The sequence below is a fragment of the Enterococcus sp. DIV0800 genome (assembly GCF_050559735.1).
Classification (GTDB): domain Bacteria; phylum Bacillota; class Bacilli; order Lactobacillales; family Enterococcaceae; genus Enterococcus_A; species Enterococcus_A devriesei.
On record NZ_CP187899.1, the window covers coordinates 422,866 to 444,863 of the forward strand.

Genomic DNA, 21,998 nt, shown 5'->3' on the forward strand with positions numbered 1-21,998 from the left:
TTGCCCTCCTAACGAATAAAACTGAAAAATAATATCGGTAATAAGAGCATCAGGAATAACGGTACTATCGTCTGCATTGGATCAGTAATGATCTTTGCGGCAATATTCATACTTGTTTTTGAAAGGGCAGGTACTGGATCGTTTTGAAATAATTCTCCATTTTTTATCGTGCCTGTCTTTTCTATTCCCATTTCTTGTAACTGCTCTTTACTTACTGCATCTACTGGCTCTTTTTTGACTAATGCTCCTTGAACAACCCGACGATAACGCGTGCCTATATTTCCTTCACAACGTAATAAGGTAATGATAGGGGTTTGTATACCGTCCTTTTCTTCTATATAAGACACTTCCGTGTCTTCAATGACTTTATTTACGGTCACTTCATATTGAAAAACAGTTTTGAAATCGGTCGCGTAAATAAGGTCCTTTTCTTTCAAATTTTGAATCCTATGTAACAAAAGGTCTTGATCAAAAATATTATGGGACAACAACACATAGTTCCCTTTACCTAGTTGCTGATCGGCACTATATGTAGCTGCCCCAGTTAAAAGATTTTGATTGGATAACCCCGCTAAGATAGGAAGCTGAATCTCTTCATTCGGAATAACGAGTTTCCCTATTCCCCATGTATTCGTTGTATCCATTAACATGTTCTTTGCTTTTGCATAGTCAGCGACATTGACACTGGCAATTTGTTTTTCACCATACTCCGCCTGACTAATCTTTTCTAAGTTGTAATCTGCTAATTCTTCTTGTCTTCCAACCTGAATATCTTCAATTTGTGTTTCTTCCTGCATTTGCGTATAGCCATAAATCGCAAATCCAATCGTTGTTAACATGGCGAGTAATAATAAGAAGAAATATGCTTTTGTTATAGAGAACAATCGTTTTAATTTTTTAGCTGCACGCAGCCTTACCTGTTGATCCTCTGGACGCAAGCGTTTTACGTAATAACGATAGGTCACCATTAAAATAATGAATAATAAAACATTGAAAGCTAACGTAGCTAGAACAACATTTTGATAACTAAAGAGATTTCGTTTCTTCACCTTTTTGTCTTGTGCTTGCTTGTACGGGATACGATGCCCTGTAACCAATAAGCGGTACGTATTGATCCCAGGTGGTGTGCACGTTAGTAACGTGACAATATCTTTTCCCGGTTGTACTTTGATTCGATCTATTTCACTCGGTAATATTTCTTCAAATGAATCAATCTCATAGGCCAAACGTCGATTGAGAATATTAATATAGAAGATATCCCCCTCTTCCAGATTTCGCACATCCGTAAAGAGTACTTGGTTTTTAACGCCGCTGTGTCCTGTTATAACAGCGTGTGTATCTTTTCCACCTACGGGAATAGAAGTACTTTCTATATGTCCCAACCCTTTATCCAACGTTTGAAAAGAGGTCCCGTGATAAAAGGGCATCTTTTTTATATCGATGGCTGGAATATCAATGGTTCCCATGGTCCCTCCAACATTGGCGATATTTTTATAAGCCATGGGTTCAACGGGATTGCCTTGTTGCTTTTCAAATACATATCGATTATATTTTTTGGCCAGTTGCCACTGATTTTTTACATCTTCTTCGCTCATTCGTTTTAGCACGTTGTCATATTTTGATGTGGCTTCACTTCGTTCACGATTTGCTAAATAATTACCGACAATAGGATAGAGTAAGAGAGCCACTCCGGCCGCAATCATGACGATCGCAAAGATCATTAAAAAGGATTTGCTCTTTCCTTTACCTGATGCTTTTTTCATTTCTTACTCCCCTATCCTTATCAACTATTGAAAATAAAGAGCAGCTCTGTTTAAAGAGTTACTCTTTATTTTCCTTTAAAAATGATGTTTCTTTGTTTGAATGAAATAACCGCCAATTGCGCCCATCACACAAATCAGTACTATTAAAAGATAAAGTGGCTGCATGGTTCCCAAGTTCCCACTCGTTTGTGGAAGCCGCTCCTTCGCAGCGGTGGTCACCTTTCCATCTTTTTTAGACATTTGTGAAGTCGGGGTATCTTTATCTTTGTCCTTATCGGTCCCTGTACTTGGTGTTTGAATACTTGATTTTGGATACAGGTAAACATCTGAAAGTGCGTTTCCTGTTCGTTGTGGCAACGGTAGCTCAAAAATAACGGGCTCCATTACATTTGGTATTAGTTCCGTTGCCTTTTCACTTACACGGTAGGTTCCTGCCACAAGATTTCCCACATGAGCAATTCCTTGCGCATCTGTAGTAATCTCTGTAGAAAAGGCATCTTCCCCTTGAACCGCTTGAAACTCACTTGTTCCCTCCATTGGAGAAACCCGGACAATTTCATAAGAAACCCCTTCAAAGGCTTCTAAATCATTCCCATTATCATCTGTCACTTTTTCAGCTTTTGTTCCATCTTGAGGAACATCCACCGATAAATTAACTCCTTCACCCAACTTATACTTTTGAATCGTAATGCTATAATTCGTATCCTGAGCATGACCACTTACTGGCAGGAGGAGGACACTGAGTAACAATGGAAAAATAAGTAGTAAAACACGCATTTTTTTCATCATAGTTTCCCCCTTTGCTTAGGATTTCGATAATAGTACATTACACCCGCTAATCCTCCAACTAACACTATTGATGAAAGAATCAGACCAATCAGTAACGGATTATTCCCACCAGCCTCTGGTAACAAGGTTTGTGCGTCATTATCCTGATACAATTGAACGGTTTGGTTATTTTCAGTGATGGTTACTTTGATTGGCTTTTGTAAAAGCTCGTACCCATCTGGTGCCTTGGTTTCGACTAACGTATACTCACCCGGCGCTAGATCATCAAATCTGATAATTCCCATATCATCTGTAGTAGCACTACCAATTTTCTTCTCTCTATCACCCTCATAGAGATCAAAAACAGCACCTTTTAATGGGGTTCCAGTGGCCTTCTCGTTATCAGTCAATTCGCCATCTTTGTTGAGGTCTACTGCTGTGCCAGCAGCATACTTGAAGAGGCGGATACTTGCAGTTTCGCGTATCAAACCGATATTTAGATCCGGAACACTGTGAATAAATTCGTCAGATTTTGCGACATCTTCTAATTTTGGTTGTGTGTAAGGATCGGTTTTATAAGTAGTAGTATCCGCTTTTGAGTTGATCTTCGGATCATCCCCTACTAGTTTTTCAGTTACCTTGAATTTCTTCTGCACAACCATGTCTTCAATCATAAACTCAACAACATACTCTCCCTCAGGGAGATTTTCAAAAAGATATTTCCCATTGTTATCTGTTTTGATCAAAGAATTTCCGGATTCGTCAATGAATTTTTGTCCAGTCAAACTTTCTTTTACAAGTTCATCCTTATAGGAACTATCAACTAGACTCGTACGATACAGTTTCACAGGAATATCTTTTACAAAATCTTCTGGCGAACCATTAGGCGCCTTTCCGATTAATCCATCAGGTAAATCGTCATACCAGGCAACACCGGATAAATTACGCCCATAAACCAGTGTTTTTACATTTTGTGAATTTACTGGAAGATCCAACTTAGAGTTCATTCCAGCATTATTTACATAGAGATCGCCTGCTTTTTGACCATTAGGCTTAATGGTTACTGTCAATCTGACTTTCTCTCCGACGGCTACCCTATCTAAGTTCACCCAGACTGCTTTAGCATCTTTAATGTCCTCTATAGCCGTTTTTCCAGGCTCAAAAGTTGTCCCCTCAGGAAACTTCGATGGATCAGTCTTGTTGTCTATCTCATCATTACTATATTTAATGGTTGCTTTAGATTTGCTGTCAAAGCGTACATCTTCGACCGTGTACCTTCCATTAAATTTTGAGCCGCGAGAATCACCGTTGTACGGAAGAACATCAGCAAGTTGAACATCAATCATATCTTCAACAGACTCATTGGCCATATCAATGGTATAGGTGATCTTATTATCCACTCCGACAGGATCTTTCTCACCCGCTTCAATCGCAGGTTTGTCTTCTTTTTTTGTCAGAATAATCTGTTGGGTTTGATGGAGATTGACCTTGCCATAAGAAGTTCTTGTCGACGCAGCAGAAGTATCCTTTTGATTAGGATCGCTTTGAAGCCATAGTTCACCTATAGTACGAGCTTCTACTTCTGCAAGTGAATATTTATCGAACGTTAAATCTGCCACATCCGCTGTCGTATCAAAATGCGCTTCAATCAGATCTCCCTTTGTAGGATTGATATTTGAGAATCGCCAGACAAGGGTAGTAACCCCATTACTAGCATTTTCAGTCACCGTAGGTTCAGGTATTTTATTCCCATTACTATCAACGGATGTTCCCGGGGTATATTTGATACCTTTTGGTAAATAGGTCGTTAATCGTGAGCCATAATTAGTGTCTGTTGTTCCCAATAGATTGCCTTCAACTTTCCAGCGAATGGTTTCATTTGTTTTATAAGTTGGCTTTTCTGGTGTAGTGGTTGTCTCAATTTTGAATGGTTTGATAAAAATACTATCGCCACCCCGTGATGTATTCGGCTTAGTCGCCTTTCCAGACGAATCATAAACACTTGGAGTATACGACTCATTTATACCCGGAAAATTTTCTATTAAAACATTGTTTGAATCAAAGAAATAAAAACCGTGCATTATGGCATTAGGATTTCCAAACTTATCATTTTGCCCAACTTCTCCAATAACATTTACTGGGGCACCAAACCAATAGGTACACAAATCTTTCTTTTTATTAAAAACAGCTTTTATTGCAGAAATTTTCCCATACTTAGTCGCTTCTTGAGGACTAGAATACCAATTATATTGACCAGAAATATTTTTTTCAGTATCGGTTTTTAATGTTGGATAATCTTTGGTCTTGCCCACACCATATCTAGTTTCGGCTTCAACTAACTCTACTGAATCATTTTGGTCTACATTTATTTCTCTTGTAGGGTCGTATTCAAACGAATTAGCATTCCATCGAATATACGAAATACTTTTTTTCACATCAGGCATCTTGTCAAAAACCGACGTCCCTCCAACATAAATATCTTTTTCTCCTTTTCCAACTGTGCCATCACCAGCTGTAACATCTACTCTTCCAGTAGAATTTAAACCAATAAAATTATTTTTTACTTTCTTTGCGTAAGCAGTAGACCCAATATAAGCACCACTCTTTTCCTTTGAATCAGAAATTGTTACAGTAGAAGCTGGATTAGGAATCTTCTTTTGCCCTTCATAACTAACTTCAGATATCTTTAATTTTGTAGAGAATAGACCTACGCCTTTTCTAATGAGATAATGTTTTGGCCAGAGAACTAATAGCGTAGAACTGGAAAAAAGTTTTTCATTATTGTTTGTTTTTACCCCCTTCAAAGTATATGTGTACGGGTTATAGATTGGTGAATATTCTTCATTTTTAAGATGGATACTTAGATCAGTATCAGAATTTGTCACTGTTGTTTTCCCTGAATCATAGACACCAATCTGCTTCTTTTCTTCCAAACCAACCTGTGGTTCTACTACATGAAGCTGTTCTGACTTACCATTTGGAACAGCTATATTAGTAAAGCCATTAGGAATCTTTAATTCACTACCTGCATACAAAATCTTATTCCAGTCTGTAGGGTTATTAGATGATATTGTTGAAGTAGTCGCTTTCGTTGGCTTGGTATACTTAGAGAAATCAGTACCATCAATCGTTGGTACTGGGGTTATTGCACTAGTACTGTCTTTTTGATAAAAGGAATCTGATCCGATAGTCACATTAATTGCACCATTTGGAAATGTGGATCCTTTAAAATCACCTTTTTCTCTGCCCTCAATAGGTGATAATCCGAGTGTGACACCTAAACTTACAGATTCATGATTATTATTTACTCCTATTGCTGGAATTACATTTTCAGGTGCCGTACGACTACCTAAAACTAAATTTGCTTCAACGGAAGGTTTTGCTGAAACATACGTATCCTTTAACTTTAAATTTCGAATATCGGTTTTCGTATAAGTTTTATTGATCTCCTCAGTTTCTCCAGTTTGTTCATTTTTGGCACTGAGTATAGTTATTTTTGCTTCAGGATAGATTGGATCCCCTTGCTCTGCCCCGTATACATTTACTACAATTGGTAAAAAAACCTGACCATTTGCACTTATCGTAGACTCCACATATCCTTTTGATGTTTTTTGGTTTCCTGGAGCATCTACCAATTCCCCGTGTTCATTATCCACTACTTCATATCTGAAACGAGGTTTACCAGATGATAGGCCATAGGCATGTGGTAATTCCATATCCACACGATATTTTATGTCTGTATACGTTGTATCTGTATGATTAGCTTCTATAGAAAACGATAGTAAATAAAAATTTGAGTCAAATGAACGAACTATATCGTTGCTCTCAGAAGAGTCATATCCAGGAAGATCGTTATCATCAAATTTTCCATTAGTATTCGCTGTCCCTGTTTTTACTGTCACTTTTGCTCCAGTAACCGCCAATGGCTGTGAGGTATCATTCGGTTGTTTTTGAGATAATTCTTTAGCGGGAAGTTCAATTGGCTTAAACGAATCTTTTTCGCTATAATTCTTTTTCATTAATTGATCTATCGTTTGATCATTGGTTACTTCGGCTGTTTCTTGACCCGCTTTTTTGCTCTCTTCTGGTACTTGCTCCACCTTTTCGATAAAACGAAACAGCTTTTGCTTTTCTGCTGTATTTGGCTTTTCAAAAGTGACCGGAACTTCCTCTTCTTCTGAATCCTTAAACACACTCAATAAAAGCGGCTGATCTTTGTGGATCAAGACATACGGTGTTTTTTTCTCTTTTTCTCCCACATAAACTAACTGACTTTCTTTTGTCTCTTCCTCTAAATCTTTTTTTTCTGCCACCTTATCGGAACTTTCAGTTTCTCCGCTAGCTTGACGGGTCTCTTTCTTCTCAATAAAATCAACGTATTCCACTAGTTCTTCCGGTGTAAGTTCTTTTGAAGGAAGGACATTTCCCTTTTCATCTACAGCATTTACGCCATAGTTGTCTGATCCTTTAAATTTTAGTATCTGTGTTTCTTTAGAACTAATTTCTATCGGATTGACTTCATCTGAAAAAGTAGAGTCTACATTGACTTTTTCTCCATTGTATTTCACATCGACCAATTGATAATTCTGATCTTCTGCTTTCAATGGAACCTTCTGGTAGACAGTAACTATGCCTACCAGTAGGAAAAAGAGTGGAAGAAGAACGGCGACTATCTGCTTGTTTCGTTTACTTTCTGGCATCGTCTATCCATCCTTTCGTCCCCTTGTCATTAAGCTTGGCGACGTTTCTTTTCAATCATAATCGTAGCAGTACCGATAGTGATTGCTCCGATTGCGATTGCGACTAACAACATCGTTCCTTCGCCACCTGTAAACGGTAGATCTGTTTCGGGTTTATTCACTACATCTAACTCGATCGCATCATCTTTCGTCGTTAGAGTCACTGTGATTTGTTCTGGCTTTTTAAGGAGTTCATATCCTTGCGGAGCTTTTGTTTCAACTACCCAATAGTCTTTTTTAATATCTTTATGTTCAAATGTTGGTTCGTCATCAATATCTTGTTTCCCATTCTTATTCGCATCGTCATACCAATTTAATGCCAATCCATTAAAACTTGCATGTCCTTGTCCATCAGTTGTTGATTTAAGAAATACCACTGGATCCTTTCCTTCTGGAGTCGGTAGGGTATCATTTTTATGGTAGCTCTTACCATCGGATGCAATGAAGATTTCTTTTTCTGCATTTTCTTTACTTTCTGCTAACATGAATTCTGCTCCGGCCAACTTGTTATCAGGCGCTGTTTTATCTTCAGCCGTCTTTTCAATGTCAAAGCCACCAGTAAAGTACTCTGGGTCTTTTTCTTTTGGATTTTCAGTAGTGATAGGTTTAAGACCTGGAGATAAATACTTCACTTCAAAATGGTTACTTAAAACGCCATTGAAGTCTTTATCTGTCTCCGTCGTATAAACAGTTCTTATTTTTGTAAAATCACCCTGTGAAACTTTCTTCATCCCCGCTTGTTCTAAACTCATGACAACTAATTTTTCAGCATCTGTATTCGTACTACTTGTTTTTTCGTCTCCATCAATGGTAATTTTATAATCTGTTCCTAAAACTAAATCAGTCCAATTACTCTCGTCTGTCTTCACTTGAACTTTTACATTGTTGATTTTTAATTCTTCCACCAATGTATCGGTCATCGTAAAATGATTGGCATAAATCTCTTCATCTTTTGTTACAGATTTATCTGGGCCTTTAATCCATTCGTCGTTCTCATCTTTTTCACCAGTATAGGTAGGGCTAATAACACCATCTTTTGTGGCTACTTGATATAACCCTTCGGGTACATTTGCTTGGGCTTCCCAGCTGAACTCTTCACCGGCTTTAACAGAGTATCCTCGTCCTTCTTCAACTGTCTTGTCGGGTTCAAGCAATGAATTTAAAATATTTTTAGGCTGTACTTCGACATCATAAATTAATGAGCCATGATCTTGGCGATCTGTTTGTGGAACGTAAACAAAGAAAGGATCTGCTGGTTTAGATACTCGATCATCTGCCAACTCAGTAACTAAATAGATACCATCATAATCAGTCCCTACACCCAAATTAAATTTGGCATCCCCTTCTTCTCCAGTAGGAAGTGTCTGTGCCGCAAAACTTTCATCAATATCATAGTCTGTACCTTCTTTTTGTTTCAGCGGATCTTTCAATGAAGCGCCACCGGCTTTTTTCGTGACTTTTTGAATTTTGAAGTTAATCCCTGATAGTGGTTCTTTATCTACATCTTTTTCTTTCCCATCACCACGATCCCCAATTTCAGAAACATCCTTGACTTGATACTTCCAAATCGTAATAGAACGATTAGACGATTCATCTGCGATCGGATTATTATTAATCGTTTGCTCCGCCCTTGCAACGTCTCCATTACCTAGTGAAGCACTATACAAACCCACACCTAATGAAGTTAATAATGATGCCGTCACTGCCAACCTCACAACTTTACTTTTACTACTCTTTTTCATGCTAAAACCCCTTTTCTTTTAATTAGTACAATGAAAAAACCACAATAATAAAACCACTAACTATTACGATTTCCTTATACCCATACCCCTTTCTCTTCTTTTAATCGGTTCCATCTATATCAAAAAGTCTGGACTTTTGATACCATAAATAAAGAAATAAAGTTATCCTGTTTTTGTTAATTTAATTAAAGGATCTATATATAGTAAAAAATGTTTCTTGTTTTATATAAAAACAAGAAACATCAAACATTCACTGACTTATCGAGAAAAACTGTGTGTCCTGACCATTTACCGACGGTAAATAGCTCCTTGCATAGTTGAATTTGACTAAAAAAACAAAAAGAAAGGATCAAAAATATCTTTTTACTTACCTACTTTAAAAAAACAAAAACAAAAAAGCGCTTTCTTAGAAAAAGCAAAAAGAATGGCCCTGTTATTTAAAATAACACTCTTTTTTTATTTATTTAAGGAATGAATCACTGCTTTTCTTTGTTCCATTAGAGAATCTGTATAAACATCTAAGGTCATCCGTGTAGATGCATGCCCTAACAGCCTACTGATACTTGCAATATCGTGATTCTTTTCTAGGCAGCGAGTCGCAAATGTGTGTCTCAATTGATGAAAATGAATACTAAAAAGTCCTGCCTTTTTGACAATATTTTGGAAATGATACGTCAGTAGTCGTGGTTCACAAGGTCGAGACCCGGATGTAAATACAAACTCATACTGGCTATTTTTTCTTTTTTCTTTTAGCTTCAAAAATAGTTCATTTGTCATTGGAACAACCCTTTTTGAAGCTTCTGTTTTCGCTTCTTGATAAACTAGAGAAGTTTTTTTATCTCTCTTTTTAAAAATAGAGATTCGCTGATAGGTTTGTTCGACAGTGATTGTTTTATTGTCAAAGTCGATATTTTCCCATTTTAATCCTGCAATTTCTCCAATACGTAGTCCGGCTTGCAGACTGATAAGAAGGGGGAGTCCTTTTTGGCCAGAAACGGTTCTAGCTGCATTCTCAAGCTTCTTCTGTTCTTGTTTTTTTAGCGCATGTATCTTACTCTTTTTTCTTTTTGGTAAAATGATTTCTCGACAGGGATTAAGGGTAACTAAGCTTTTTTTTACAGCCGCAGCCAAACATCCCTTAAGTAGCTGAAAATAGACATGAATGCTTGAAGGCTTGTATTTTTTCTTCCACTCTTCAACTAAGGATCGCAATGTATCATATTCTAACTGGTTTAATGCGATTTCCCCGATATAAGGAAAGATATAGTGTTCAAGCTTGTATCTATAACTTGCATAGGTAGAGGGTTTAATGTCTCCTTTGATTGAATCTAGCCAATAAAATGCCCACTTATAGAAAGGGGTGGCACACTTTCCTTTGGAAAGCATTTTAGAGGCCGATTCAATTTTTAATGGATAAAGTTTTATTTTTACTTCCTGATACGTTTTTCCATAAATAGAACGGTATCGTATTTTTCCGTCTATTTTATTCCCGATTGGGTAACGTCCCTCCCATCTTCCATCTTTTCGTTTATAAATATTTTCCCCTCGTCTACTCATGTGACAATCCTCTCCATTGACGGTTTATTTGACGTTCTAACTTAGTAATCGAATAAATTAATTTCTGCTGATTTAATAACAAGGACATTGAGTTGATTATTAATAATAAAATTTTTTAAATACTTTTTTTAGCTGATATGTTGCCCAATCAATATATATATATTATAATTAATATGAATTTTATGATTTATGTTGTGACAATAACGTTAGTTATACTTCGTACTAAGCTTTTTTCTTGTTTTTATATAAAACAAGAAACATTTTTATTATAAAAAATGCTATTAAGATAAATTTCCATAACTTATATAGTTTAAATAAAAAAGAAAGTACATAACACTACATTTCTGCAGTGTTTGTACTTTCTTTTTTTGTTCAATTGTGGTATAAGAAGAACCTAATTCTAGTAACTTAAACTATGGAGGACCAACTATGCAGCGAAAAAGGATTCTTCTTTGTGCGTTAGATCATTTAAATCGTTACCCTCTCGAAGATTTAAATATAACTATGATTTCTCAAGAATTAAAGATCAGCCGCTCCACAATTTATTATTATTTTTCTAACATTGATGAAATTCTATCTGGTTGTGTATCTTTATTTTTAGACGGTCTTCAAGACACTTTTGATAAACAGTCCGCATATGCCACCCTTCCCAAAAAAAGGCCCTCACTCAGCGAGTTTCTAAAGGATCGAGAATCTTCTACTTCAGAAATATTACTATATCTGAAATCAGAAAGAGATTGCCTCTATTCGTTACTTAAACACAACCACATACTTGATATTCAGAATAAGATATATGGAAGCTATACACGTGCTTTTCAAAAGGCTGTACCGCGTGAGTTCGCATATCTCTTTCCAAAAGACACGCTTCATACAGCAATCATTTATATTGTTGGTGGAAATATTCAATTAGCTCATGATTGGCTGTATGGAAGCTCTCAAGATAAAACAATTGAAGAGATCACTGAAATAATCAATCGAAATATGTTCTTTTCACTTTTTGGATTATATGAAATCAGTAATGTAAAGGATATTGATTAATTTATTTGAAATTTCCTCAAAGAAAGAACTCATTCTCTCTTTGAGGGCTTTTTTTATTGTATTAAATTCGCACCTCTATAGTCATTCCCATGTTTATTTTTGTATAAAAGATTGGGCACAGGGTACTTAGATTTTTTTCTACACATGTAATCAATTGCTAATGTAGTAGATTTCTAAAATTAAGCCCGTTAACACTGGGATATTCTACTCAATATCAGTCTTTTTTGGGTCCGTTAGTAGATCTTTCGTTTTTGTAAGATTCCGGTTTATCTAGCTTTTTTTACGAGCACAATGTTATCGTAGCTTACAGGAGGTCAATAATTATTGGAAATAAACAAAAAAATTGGAATTTATTATTAAGGAGAGGATCATTCTGCAATATATCAAAAATTTCTTTATCGTTTTAGCACTATTTGTTTTAAGCCAACTTAGTATGACTGTTTTTAGTATTGTTCAATTAAGTCTCACGAAGCCATTGTCTGGTTTAGGTCTACTAGTCATGTTTTTATTTGTATTTGCTAACATTGCCTTACTTTTATGGCTAGCTAAAAGACTGAAACTTATTCAGTTAAATTTTTCTTGGGTCACAAGAAAAAATATTTTAATTATCCTCGGCGCAACCTTACTGTTGCGACTCGTAGCTATTGGGGGCACACTACTTATCCAACAAAGTAGCGGACAACAGACTAGCAATAATGATGCCATGTTAAATACTATGTTCCATGCTGTTAATCCCGCTTTACTTTTTCTGCTAATTGCAATCTCTGCACCCATTATGGAAGAAATTGTTTTTCGTGCCGGGATAATTAAATTGCTTTGTCGGAAACTACCCATTCTAGGTATTGCATTAAGCAGTATCTGTTTTGGAATGATGCATATGACAACAGATATTCCAAACTTCTTTTTATATGCATCCATGGGACTAGTCCTATCGATAGCTTATTACAAATCCGCAAGTTTAGAAGTCTCAATTATGGTTCATTTTTTAAATAATGCTATGGCTTCGATTGCAATGATTTTGATGCAGTAGTTTTTAGACAGCTAGAAGCTGTCTTTTTTTCATTTATTCTGTAATGGATTAATCGTTATGGTAGCCTCAAACTACATATATTTCGTCTATCTACAAACTTTCACAACTTGCCTTCCTTTTTATAACACGTATAATTTTAAGTGAATACCTTTAGCCGATACGTCACTGTCTCACTCATTAGAAAAATACTTTTATATCACCAATTGGAGGGAAGCGTATGTTTTCAAAAAAGAAAAATAGGAGTAGAAGTAAAAATAATCACGATGTTAACCCCGATATATGGGGCCGGAATCCTTTAACCTTATATGAAAAAATCGGACGTTCCATTAAGCGAGATGCAGAAAATCCTTTGCGTTCAAATGAAGGAAAGCGAATACAAGACTTTATGGTTTTATTTTACAATGGTAAGCCAGATATACGTGGAGTAGGCGGCTTGTTATATGCCGGCGAATGGATTTAATTACGGTACAAAAATATATCGAGTAAATACTCTACTTTCACAATTAGAAATGAAGAATCTGATCCTTGAAGAACTTCAGATTAGTGAATCCGATTTCTTAGTTAGCCAAACTAGAACTGATCCACGATTGCATTTATTTTATTAAGGAAGATATAACTTTTTAGTACCAGCTTTACTATATTTTATAAACCTTCCTAAATCATTTTAGTACGGCTATGCCCATTGGGTTTGTGGGGACTAGCTTAGGGTACCAAAAACTTTTTTATTGATTAGAAAATGGTTTCCTCTTTTCTACTTAATACGCTGTATTCACTAACACTTTTGTCACATTTTTTCTAAACCATTGCTTTCTTGATCAGTGATGCTATGATTTCCCTATCAAATTATAGATAAAGGACGTATCGCTGTTGTCCCTAATAAAAAATATATTACTTACCACCTTTATTTTCTTAGTGATTTATATACCACTATGCCTATTTATTGCCTTGATTGTGGCTATCTATAAAGCATTAAGAACCCGTGAACCCTTTTTAATAGCATTTAAAAGTCTGTTCTTTGAGCTTTTTTGGGAGATATTAAACCCTTTAAATTGGCTATATTTACTTCTCTAATGGGGGGATTAATTGAATAATTGTGTCGCTATTTCTTTTCCAACGTTTAAACACCCTTGATTTAAGCTTATTGTGAAACGTTCGCTCTCTCCGAATTCTTCTTTTAGTGATTCCATTTTTTCAAAATCTTCTTTAGCTTATAATTTATTTGTTTTTCTTCTTGATACCGTCCGTTACCTGAATTTCACCTCCCAAATTTCATCATCATTTTGATATAATGTTTACTAAGTGTTGGTATTTTTTATCAAAAAGGAGAAATCTATGGAAACTTTTGAAGATTATCTTATATCAATCGAAAATGTTGTTCATCGAGATAAGTTAGGAAACTTGCTACAGGAAATTATAGATAAATTTCCAGAATTAGAAACACGAATCGGCTGGAGTACACCAATGTTTACCCATCATGGAACTTTCATTATTGGATTTAGTGCAGCAAAAAAGTTTTTCTCTGTCTCACCAGAAGTCTACTGTCTCAATAAATTTCTCAAAGATGTTGAGAAAAGTGAGTATTCCCATACTGATAATATTTTTCGGATCGATTGGGAGCAACCAATCAACTTTGCACTGTTAGAAAAAATGATCTCTTTCAATATCACTGACAAAAAAGATTATGAAAAATTTTGGCGATAAACTTCTCTTATTATTAGGAGAAGTTTTTTCTGTGATAGCCCCAACTTGCAGAACTATTTCATACCTGTTCTAAGGATATTACTCAGCTCTAAACAAAGATATCCAGGAAAAAATATTATAGATCGATTTATTGAGAGTATTCAATAAAACTTCGTAGTTCGCTCGTGGCTACTCTGAGTTTCTTTTCTATCATCCACATTTTGAGATAATTCCACCTCGCTATGAGCAGATAGATAGGTATCCCTCTCTAAGTATGGTACTGTTAACGGAATCAGAAAGGAGGATAAACCACATGAAATACCTAGATATAATTGCTTTAGTGTTATTAATTATCGGTGGAATCAATTGGTTATTAGTCGGTCTTTTTGAATATGATTTAGTTGCAGCAATTGCAGGTGGAAGTACAGCTATTTTGGCTAAGATTATATATATTGTTGTTGGGTTGTGTGCGCTTTATTGCTTGAAATTCATCCCAGCCTTTGCAAATAGAGCGGAGTAACACCCTTCTATCTGCTTTGAGAAAACAGGACTCGCAACTTGCGGGCCCTGTTTTATTTTTTCCCTCAAAGTATTCTTTCAGGTGTTTACTAAATCAAAAAAGGACGATTACTGGGTTGAAGGCAAAAAAATACAGTCGATTAGCGCTTTTTGTTCTTTTCTTACTATTCTTAAAAAACACACTACTAGTAGATTTACAGCTAAATTATATTGCGATCATCAGCTTTGCTGTTATCTTACTAACAGTAACTGTCGGCTTTCTGATCGTTCCTACCCATGAAAAGAAATTATTTATTCCAAAATATTATGGGTATGGTATCTCATTGAATCTTCGTAATCTGGTGGGATTGGCTATTTATATCAGCCTGCTGCTAGTAATGCTACAGGCGATTATCGGATGATCCTATCAAAAATTTCTTTTTCTTTAGTATCGTCCTTAAAATTGAATGATCAAGCGGCGCCATTTAGGCTATGATAGAAGTATTCCATGATAATTTCACAAACCATTTTAAAACGACTGATATTCGACGAGCTTGCCGAATATCAGTCGTTTGTTTTTCTCCATAAATTACTAGTGAAACGAACTATTTTAACAAATAGATCATAAGATACTCTTCATCATTCTCGTCAATAATTTGGAAACCGACTTTTTGATACATGTTTAGAGCATAATTATCTTTTTAAACAGCCAGTGACACTTGTTTATATCCTTTTCCTTCAATCAATAATTGCAGCATTTTCTGTAGCAATTCGGTTCCGATTCCATATCCGCGATACTCTTTTAACAAAGAAATCGCACATTCAGGCGTAGCTGCGTCTACACTTCCGTAGCCAGCGATATTGCGTACCCAAACAATGCCAATGACTTTCTGATCGACCTCGGCACAAAGGCTAAAATCATCTGGTCCTTCACCAAAGTTTTTGAGATAAACTTGCAGCTCAGGTTCATTGATGATGCTTCGTGGCAACTGTGTCTGTCCTTTTCTCTGAAACAGCGCTTCGTGTAAAAAAATTTCCAGTAATGGGTATTCTGCTAATTCTAATTCTCTAATTGTATACTTCATAAATGCCTCCTTTTTTTGGCTTATTTACTCTCCTTAATCATTATTACAAGTCCGAAAACAATTTTCCTTGACCTTCCTCTTACTGGAAGCCTTACGCTAGGTTTGAGACAGGAAGGAGTTTTTATTAATGGAAGAAAATAATCAAAAACGATTGGTGGAACTGATCGAATCGGATCATCCAAACATCGCCGGGATCACCATTTTACAAAACGGCAAAACGGTATGTGAAGCCTTTTTTAATGGCTGTGACGTCACCAGCAAGCTACATGTCTATTCGGTCTCCAAGAGCATCCTTTCTCTTTTAGTTGGGATCGCCTTCGATCAAGGATATTTGAACAGTTTAGAACAAAAGGTACTAACGTTCTTTCCTGCGTACTCAGTCGCAGCAAAGGAACAGACCATTCAGCAGATTACACTGCGCGATTTAATCACCATGACAGCGCCCTACAACTATGATACGACGGATCCAAGCATCTACAGCCAGTATTTTATGAGTAGTGACTGGGCGACTTTTTCGCTGGATTTATTAGGCGGGCAAGGGAGGATTGGAGCGTTTCATTACACGCCTTTAATCGGGCCGGATATTTTATCAGCGGTCCTAGTCAAAGCGACGGGACAATCTGTATTGACATTTGCTCAAGAAAATCTTTTTGCTCCGCTTGGGATCACCATCGAAAAAAATATCACCCTTTCTTCAGCGGAAGAACAGATGGCTTTCAATCAATCGATCGCTTATAACGGCTGGGTCTGTGATGCTAAGGGTGTGAATGCCGGCGGTTGGGGGTTGACCCTTTCTTCTAGGGATATGGCAACGATCGGTCAATTATATTTAAACGATGGACAATGGGATCATAGTCAGATTGTTTCCCCTGAGTGGTTAGCTGAAAGTACCAGTCCTCACAGTAAATGGCTGGAAATGAACCTTTCTTATGGCTATTTGTGGTGGATCATTGATCAAGAAAAGCAGATTTTCGCCGCGATCGGTGACGGCGGTAATGTGATTTATTGTAATCGCGAAAAGCAGCTGGTAATTGCGATTGCCTCGTTATTTATGGAGGGGACCAAAGACCGGATCGAACTGATCCAGCAAGTCATTGAGCCAATGATCCGCTAAAAACAAGCCACGGCCCAAAGAACTTCAACTAGTTTCTTTGGGCCGTTCATTTGATCTTATTTTTCAGTTTCTACCTTCGTAGCGGCAGCTCCGCGTTTTTCTTTATGATACTCTATCAATGCTCGATTGAAATTTGCAATCAAGGCGGTAAGAATTCCCACGCCAATCAGCACATAGACGATGGTAAATAATTTACCCAGTGCCGTGTGGGGAATAAAATCGCCATAACCCACCGTCGCAAGGGTCATCACCGCAAAATACAGCGCGTCAAGATAGGCCATCCCCTCAACATTATGATAAAAGAATGTGCCAATCACTAGAATAAATAAGACCGCCAATAGCACGGCCTTTTGTTCTTCTTGTTTGAATAAAATTTTTAGAATATGCCAGAGGCTTCTGAATAATAAAATAAATGAGATCATCGACGGTCTCCTTTAATTGGTTACTTCTATCGTAGCATTACTTGTTGGAATCACAAAGTTTTTCTAGACTTGATAACGAAAAAAACTTCAACTCGTTTCCAAATTGAAGGATTTTCCAATAGTATAACTGGCCTTAAATCCAGCCAAATTTCACACACGCATTATAAATACCGTCATCGACATTACGATCCGTTACGTAATCCGCCCGCGCTTTCAGTTTCTCGGCACCATTGCCCATCGCGATACTCGTCCAACTAGGATCGAACATGACCAAGTCATTCAAATCGTCGCCAAAAACGACTACCTCTTTTTGCGGCAAACTTAAATAATCCAACACATCGAGAATCCCTTGTTTTTTATTATCGTGCTGGCACATGATATATTCTGGCACAAAACGCAACTTAGCAAATTTTACCGGCTCTGGGATCAACTGATCCTGTTCTTTTGACAACGCCAAATAAAATTTAAAAATCTCTGGGGCTTCATCTATCTTGAAGTCTGGGTCAATCAGATATTCTGTCGGTTCTTGCCGTGGGCCGACCTGCTCGCGAAAAAGATCATTAGCGGCATAGACTTTTTCCGAATCATCCAAAGCAATTAATACACCAATTCCCAACTGCTCAGCGTGATGGATCACCGCTAACGCTTCCCTTCGATCCAATGGCGTATTTTTTACCAGCTGATTATGGATAACCAGTCCCATTCCGCCGGAACAGACCATATTTTCTAAGCCAAGCGACTCAAGCAACCCGCGGCATTTATAATGAGCCCTCCCTGTCGCGATAGAAACGAAATGACCGTTTTTTTCTAGCAACTCCAACGCCCGTTTGGCACTTGGAACGACTTGTCCGGTCTTCCGATCTGTTAAGGTTCCATCAATATCAAAGAAAAATACCTTCTTCTCCATACTTTCCCTACTTTCATTTTTTGCCTGCTGCTACTTATCTCTAATGCCTTCTTATTGTATCACAGCACCGCTAGGTAAAAACTGAGAAAGGCTTTCGCGAACTCGCTCAGCTTTTGAGCAATAAGACCAAACGATTTCTAAATTGTTTCTCAAATTTCGAAATCGTTTTGCTTATTGTCGATAAAGCTAGTTCGTGAAGCCGGACATGGCTAGACCTGCTGTAAAGCGATTTATTCATTTAAAAATTTATACTTCCTTTTACAGTCAAAAAAGTGAACAGCCGATTTGGCTATTCACTTTTTCAATCGATTCAATTTTTTAGTGAAGCTCTTAGAAGTCGTTCCAATCGTCTTCAGCACGTTTGCGTTGCGCTTTTGTTTCCCGTTTAGGACGTTGAGCCCTTTGTCTATCACGTTGTTGGCCAGCTTCTTTTGGCATCAACAGCATAAATAAAATATATAACAAGATCGGTCCGCCATTAAGCACGATCGTTGCAAATACAAAGATCACTCGAGCAATTGTTGGATCGATGCCAAAATATTCAGCAACGCCGGCTAATGTACCGGTCAACATTTTATTATTTTGTGATTTAGTCATTTTTTTACTCATCATTGCAGCTCCTTTAACTATCAGAATCCTTTAAAAAAATATTTCCAGCCTTGGAAGAAACGGTGATTTGCGCAGTTTCTTCCGCTGATCGTTGGAAATGCAACGTTTTTTGATTTCCTTCGTTTCTTTCTCGAACCGTCTCGCAATTCGCGAAGCGGTAATTGATCGTTCCTTGATCCGTTTTTCCAGTTCCCTTTAAGCCTAACCCTTTAGGCAACGCAACTTTCACATCCCCATCGACAGCGCTGGCTTTGATTTTTTTCAAGTTTTCATTTTCAGCAGTAATCTTAATGTCGCCATTGATCGTAGCATAGTCGCCACTAATGATCGCCGCTTTGGAAATAATCGTGCCATTGACCGTCTCGATTGTTGCCTCTAAGATATCGCCAGCTTGTAGTTCGATCTGATTGTTGGTTCCTTGAATCTCTAAGCTCGACGCATCGAGATCTTCAATTCTAATTGTACCCGCGGTGGACTTAATCAATACTTCTTTGGCTGCTAACTCCTCAACCTGCAGATCACTAGTCAAGAGCTGAAGTTTTGCCTGTTGATAGTGGCGTCTTGGCAAGTAGAAGGTCAAGGTCGCTTCTACCCGTTTATTCGGTACATGAAACCGAATCTGATAATCGTCAATCTCGATTTGACTACGTTCCAAGAAAGCTTCCAGCGGGTCCGCGTCCTCAACGGCAGCTAATAGCGTAACCTCAGCATCGACTTTCACGTCACTAACCGTTTCATCGGTCCATGCTTTGAGAATGACTTTTCCCTTGGCCAGCTTGATATCCAGCAAGGTCGCATCGATCGATTCAAATAAGAATTGATGGCTGAAATGTACGTTTCTACGCTGCGGCATTTGCTTGCCTATGTCCTTAAAAGCCCCACTCCCATTGACTGTTTCAGAAACGGCTTGAACGGTTTTATTCATTAATCGTTCTAATCGTCCCGCAAAATTTTGCGGTTCTTCCGTTGGTCGATCCAGTGGCGAATAGTGCTGTTGATCAAAATCATCCGGGATTCCGAAAAAGTTTGGTGTTTCTTCTGAAGCCGTATAATACTCCGTCTCCGGGGTTTCACGTGCTTGCTTTAATTGTTGGATCTCTGACTCTAGCTGATCGATTTCTTCTTTTAATTGCTGATAACGCGGCTGATTTTCGGCTGAAATAATACCTAACTCTGCTTCTAGATTCAGTTCACGGTATTCTTCCTGATTTTCCCGCAGCTGCTTGCTTTTCGCTTGCAAAGCTTGATCGAACTCATCGATTTTTTCCGTTACTGAGTCCTTTGAGGTAGTAGATTCAGTTGTACCTATGTGTTCCCATTCATTGAGTAAGCTGGTTACGCTATCGGTTGGTTGCGGCGTAGGTTTGATTTCCGGTTCGGATTTTTCAGCTACTTTTGGCTCACTAACCGTTGACGAGTCTGACTTAGATCCGACTTCGATATCTACGTTTTCAGTTTCCTCTCGAGGGAACTCTGGTTCTGCTTTCGTAGTTGGTTTACTTTCCTCTATTTTTTCAAAAGTTGTCGTTGGTTTTTCAGCTGCCATTTCAGCTGGTAACGGTGTATCTTCTACCGCTGCTTCTGCTGATTGCTCCGCTGCAGCGTGATTTTTTTCAAGATGTTCTAATAAATCTAGACCTTCTTCAGAGGACAAGATCCCTTTTTTGATTGACGCTAAGATTTGTTCCCGTTCATTCATACGGCTCTCTCCTTGTCGTTTTTCTATAAGCCTATTATGCAAGAACTTTAGCTCTTCGTCATGGGTCGAAAGGACTATTTTTATTAAAAATCCTGCCTTTTTGGCAGCCAGAATAATTGACAGTCTCGCAGCAAGAGACTAAACTCATAAACAATTAGATATCTAACTATAAAAATGAAAGCTGGCATTTCTATGAAAGACGAAACCGTCAAACTCACTAAACTAAATCCTAAACTAAAAGAATTCCAAGATGATTTGCGTAGTCATTATACTGCCGCAAATAAAACCGCTAAGAAAAATCAAATCGTCTTTGTTGGTTCCAGCTTGATGGAAATTTTTCCGATTGAAAAATTTCAAGCAGAAGAAAATTTGGGACTGCCGCTAACGATTTACAATCGCGGCGTCCGAGCTACCACAACAAAAGATGTCTTAGACCACTCAGACACCTTGATTTTTGACTTAAAACCGAGGAAAATTTTTATCAACATTGGCACCAACGACATTGGCTTTGGACTCTCCGAGACTGAAACACTGACAAATTATCGCCAGCTCCTAACCAAGATCAAGGAGCAGTTACCGGAAACACAGGTTTACGTCATGAAATTTTACCCGATCAACGCCGTCGATGAATTTATTGACCCACGTTCAGGAGAAAAAGGCCGCTATTCAGACAAACGGACGAACCAAAATTTGCAGGCAATGAGTGATCAGCTGGGACAACTGGCAGAAACCTTTGGTTACAGCTACATCGACGTCAACGAACAATTAGCTGACAGTGATGGAAATTTACGAAAAGAGCTCAGCTTTGACGGGGCTCACTTACTGCCCGCAGGTTATCAGATCGTCTTGCAGAACCTGATGCCCTATTTACGTTAATTTTTTTGAAAGAAGGACCAACTATATGCAGATTCGTGAAATGATCCCCCAAGATAGAAAAAGTCTGCGGAAACTTTATTTAGAGAGCCGTCGCCGGACGTTTTACTGGGATGATCCACTGCTGATGCACGAAGAGGATTTTGACCGCGATACCCAAGACGAGCAGATTTTCGTGGCGATCGAACAACAGCAGATCGTGGGCTTTATTTCCATTTACCTACCAGAAAACTTTATCCATTGCTTGTTCATTCACCATGAGTTTCAGGGTCTGGGCATCGGTCATTTGCTGATGCAGCAAGCCAAAAAAGTTACCCAGCGACCGATCCGGTTAAAATGTTTGTCTCGCAACCATGGGGCATTAGCCTTTTACGAAAAAGAAGGCTGGCAAAAAGTCCATGAAGTGAAGCTTCACGATCCTTATTGGGAAATGATTTTTCCAGACTGAAAGGCTGGCTTTTCTTATTAAGAACC

At 37.8% G+C, this 21,998-nt stretch carries 18 protein-coding genes and 1 pseudogene; 9 read left to right on the plus strand and 10 right to left on the minus strand.

The annotated features are described in order from the left end of the window. Window positions 1-8: 8 nt before the first annotated feature. The 5 genes from IGI54_RS13965 to IGI54_RS13985 all read right to left on the minus strand — a co-directional run bounded on the left by IGI54_RS13965 (window position 9) and on the right by IGI54_RS13985 (window position 10,569). Entirely contained in the window at window positions 9-1,763 is a 1,755-nt protein-coding gene (locus IGI54_RS13965; protein WP_430621547.1) for a class C sortase, read from the minus strand. 75 nt (window positions 1,764-1,838) lie between these two features. Beyond that, window positions 1,839-2,549, minus strand: a complete 711-nt coding sequence (locus tag IGI54_RS13970) for a pilin N-terminal domain-containing protein (protein ID WP_430621548.1) — start codon at window positions 2,547-2,549, stop codon at window positions 1,839-1,841. Next, on the minus strand, window positions 2,549-7,135 hold the full coding sequence (locus IGI54_RS13975) for a SpaA isopeptide-forming pilin-related protein (RefSeq protein ID WP_430621549.1): 4,587 nt from the start codon (window positions 7,133-7,135) through the stop codon (window positions 2,549-2,551). Before IGI54_RS13975 ends, IGI54_RS13970 begins: the two co-directional genes overlap by 1 nt. Window positions 7,136-7,260: 125 nt before the next feature. Next, the gene (locus IGI54_RS13980; RefSeq protein WP_430621550.1) at window positions 7,261-9,012 is read right to left on the minus strand and encodes a SpaH/EbpB family LPXTG-anchored major pilin; all 1,752 of its coding nucleotides are present in this window, start codon (window positions 9,010-9,012) and stop codon (window positions 7,261-7,263) included. A 456-nt stretch (window positions 9,013-9,468) separates the two neighbouring features. Continuing rightward, window positions 9,469-10,569: a tyrosine-type recombinase/integrase gene (locus IGI54_RS13985; RefSeq protein ID WP_430621551.1), complete on the minus strand. Its 1,101-nt coding sequence runs from the start codon at window positions 10,567-10,569 to the stop codon at window positions 9,469-9,471. Between the two features lie 429 nt (window positions 10,570-10,998). On the opposite strand from IGI54_RS13985, the gene IGI54_RS13990 reads away from it, so the two are divergent. From IGI54_RS13990 to IGI54_RS14015, 6 genes are all read left to right on the plus strand, one after another. Beyond that, window positions 10,999-11,607, plus strand: coding sequence for a TetR/AcrR family transcriptional regulator (locus IGI54_RS13990; RefSeq protein WP_430621552.1), 609 nt, complete (start codon window positions 10,999-11,001; stop codon window positions 11,605-11,607). 343 nt (window positions 11,608-11,950) lie between these two features. Next, a complete protein-coding gene (locus IGI54_RS13995; RefSeq protein ID WP_430621553.1) occupies window positions 11,951-12,637 on the plus strand; it encodes a CPBP family intramembrane glutamic endopeptidase in 687 nt (228 codons plus the stop codon). A 217-nt stretch (window positions 12,638-12,854) separates the two neighbouring features. Next, window positions 12,855-13,097, plus strand: a complete 243-nt coding sequence (locus IGI54_RS14000) for a hypothetical protein (protein ID WP_430621554.1) — start codon at window positions 12,855-12,857, stop codon at window positions 13,095-13,097. A gap of 872 nt (window positions 13,098-13,969) precedes the next feature. Continuing rightward, window positions 13,970-14,338: an iron chaperone gene (locus IGI54_RS14005; RefSeq protein WP_430621555.1), complete on the plus strand. Its 369-nt coding sequence runs from the start codon at window positions 13,970-13,972 to the stop codon at window positions 14,336-14,338. 292 nt (window positions 14,339-14,630) lie between these two features. After that, window positions 14,631-14,837 (plus strand): DUF378 domain-containing protein, encoded by a 207-nt coding sequence (locus tag IGI54_RS14010; protein ID WP_071862436.1) that lies wholly within the window; start codon window positions 14,631-14,633, stop codon window positions 14,835-14,837. A gap of 115 nt (window positions 14,838-14,952) precedes the next feature. Continuing rightward, entirely contained in the window at window positions 14,953-15,237 is a 285-nt protein-coding gene (locus IGI54_RS14015; protein ID WP_430621556.1) for a hypothetical protein, read from the plus strand. Between the two features lie 183 nt (window positions 15,238-15,420). Here IGI54_RS14015 and IGI54_RS14020 read toward each other — a convergent pair. After that, window positions 15,421-15,900 (minus strand): annotated as a pseudogene (locus IGI54_RS14020) (N-acetyltransferase family protein). Between the two features lie 127 nt (window positions 15,901-16,027). On the opposite strand from IGI54_RS14020, the gene IGI54_RS14025 reads away from it, so the two are divergent. After that, window positions 16,028-17,014: a serine hydrolase domain-containing protein gene (locus IGI54_RS14025; protein ID WP_430621557.1), complete on the plus strand. Its 987-nt coding sequence runs from the start codon at window positions 16,028-16,030 to the stop codon at window positions 17,012-17,014. A 56-nt stretch (window positions 17,015-17,070) separates the two neighbouring features. Here IGI54_RS14025 and IGI54_RS14030 read toward each other — a convergent pair whose 3' ends face one another. The 4 genes from IGI54_RS14030 to liaX form a co-directional block, all read right to left on the minus strand. Then, window positions 17,071-17,436: a potassium channel family protein gene (locus IGI54_RS14030; protein WP_430621558.1), complete on the minus strand. Its 366-nt coding sequence runs from the start codon at window positions 17,434-17,436 to the stop codon at window positions 17,071-17,073. A gap of 133 nt (window positions 17,437-17,569) precedes the next feature. Then, window positions 17,570-18,343, minus strand: coding sequence for an HAD-IIB family hydrolase (locus IGI54_RS14035; RefSeq protein ID WP_430621559.1), 774 nt, complete (start codon window positions 18,341-18,343; stop codon window positions 17,570-17,572). A 330-nt stretch (window positions 18,344-18,673) separates the two neighbouring features. Next, complete coding sequence (locus IGI54_RS14040) at window positions 18,674-18,952, minus strand: PspC domain-containing protein (RefSeq protein WP_216429909.1); 279 nt, start codon at window positions 18,950-18,952, stop codon at window positions 18,674-18,676. Between the two features lie 13 nt (window positions 18,953-18,965). Further along, window positions 18,966-20,651 (minus strand): daptomycin-sensing surface protein LiaX, encoded by a 1,686-nt coding sequence (gene liaX, locus IGI54_RS14045; protein WP_430621560.1) that lies wholly within the window; start codon window positions 20,649-20,651, stop codon window positions 18,966-18,968. 192 nt (window positions 20,652-20,843) lie between these two features. Here liaX and IGI54_RS14050 point away from each other — a divergent pair, with 192 nt between their 5' ends. Beyond that, window positions 20,844-21,527, plus strand: coding sequence for a GDSL-type esterase/lipase family protein (locus tag IGI54_RS14050; RefSeq protein WP_430621561.1), 684 nt, complete (start codon window positions 20,844-20,846; stop codon window positions 21,525-21,527). 25 nt (window positions 21,528-21,552) lie between these two features. Then, window positions 21,553-21,972, plus strand: coding sequence for a GNAT family N-acetyltransferase (locus IGI54_RS14055; protein ID WP_311901252.1), 420 nt, complete (start codon window positions 21,553-21,555; stop codon window positions 21,970-21,972). Window positions 21,973-21,998 lie beyond the last annotated feature (26 nt).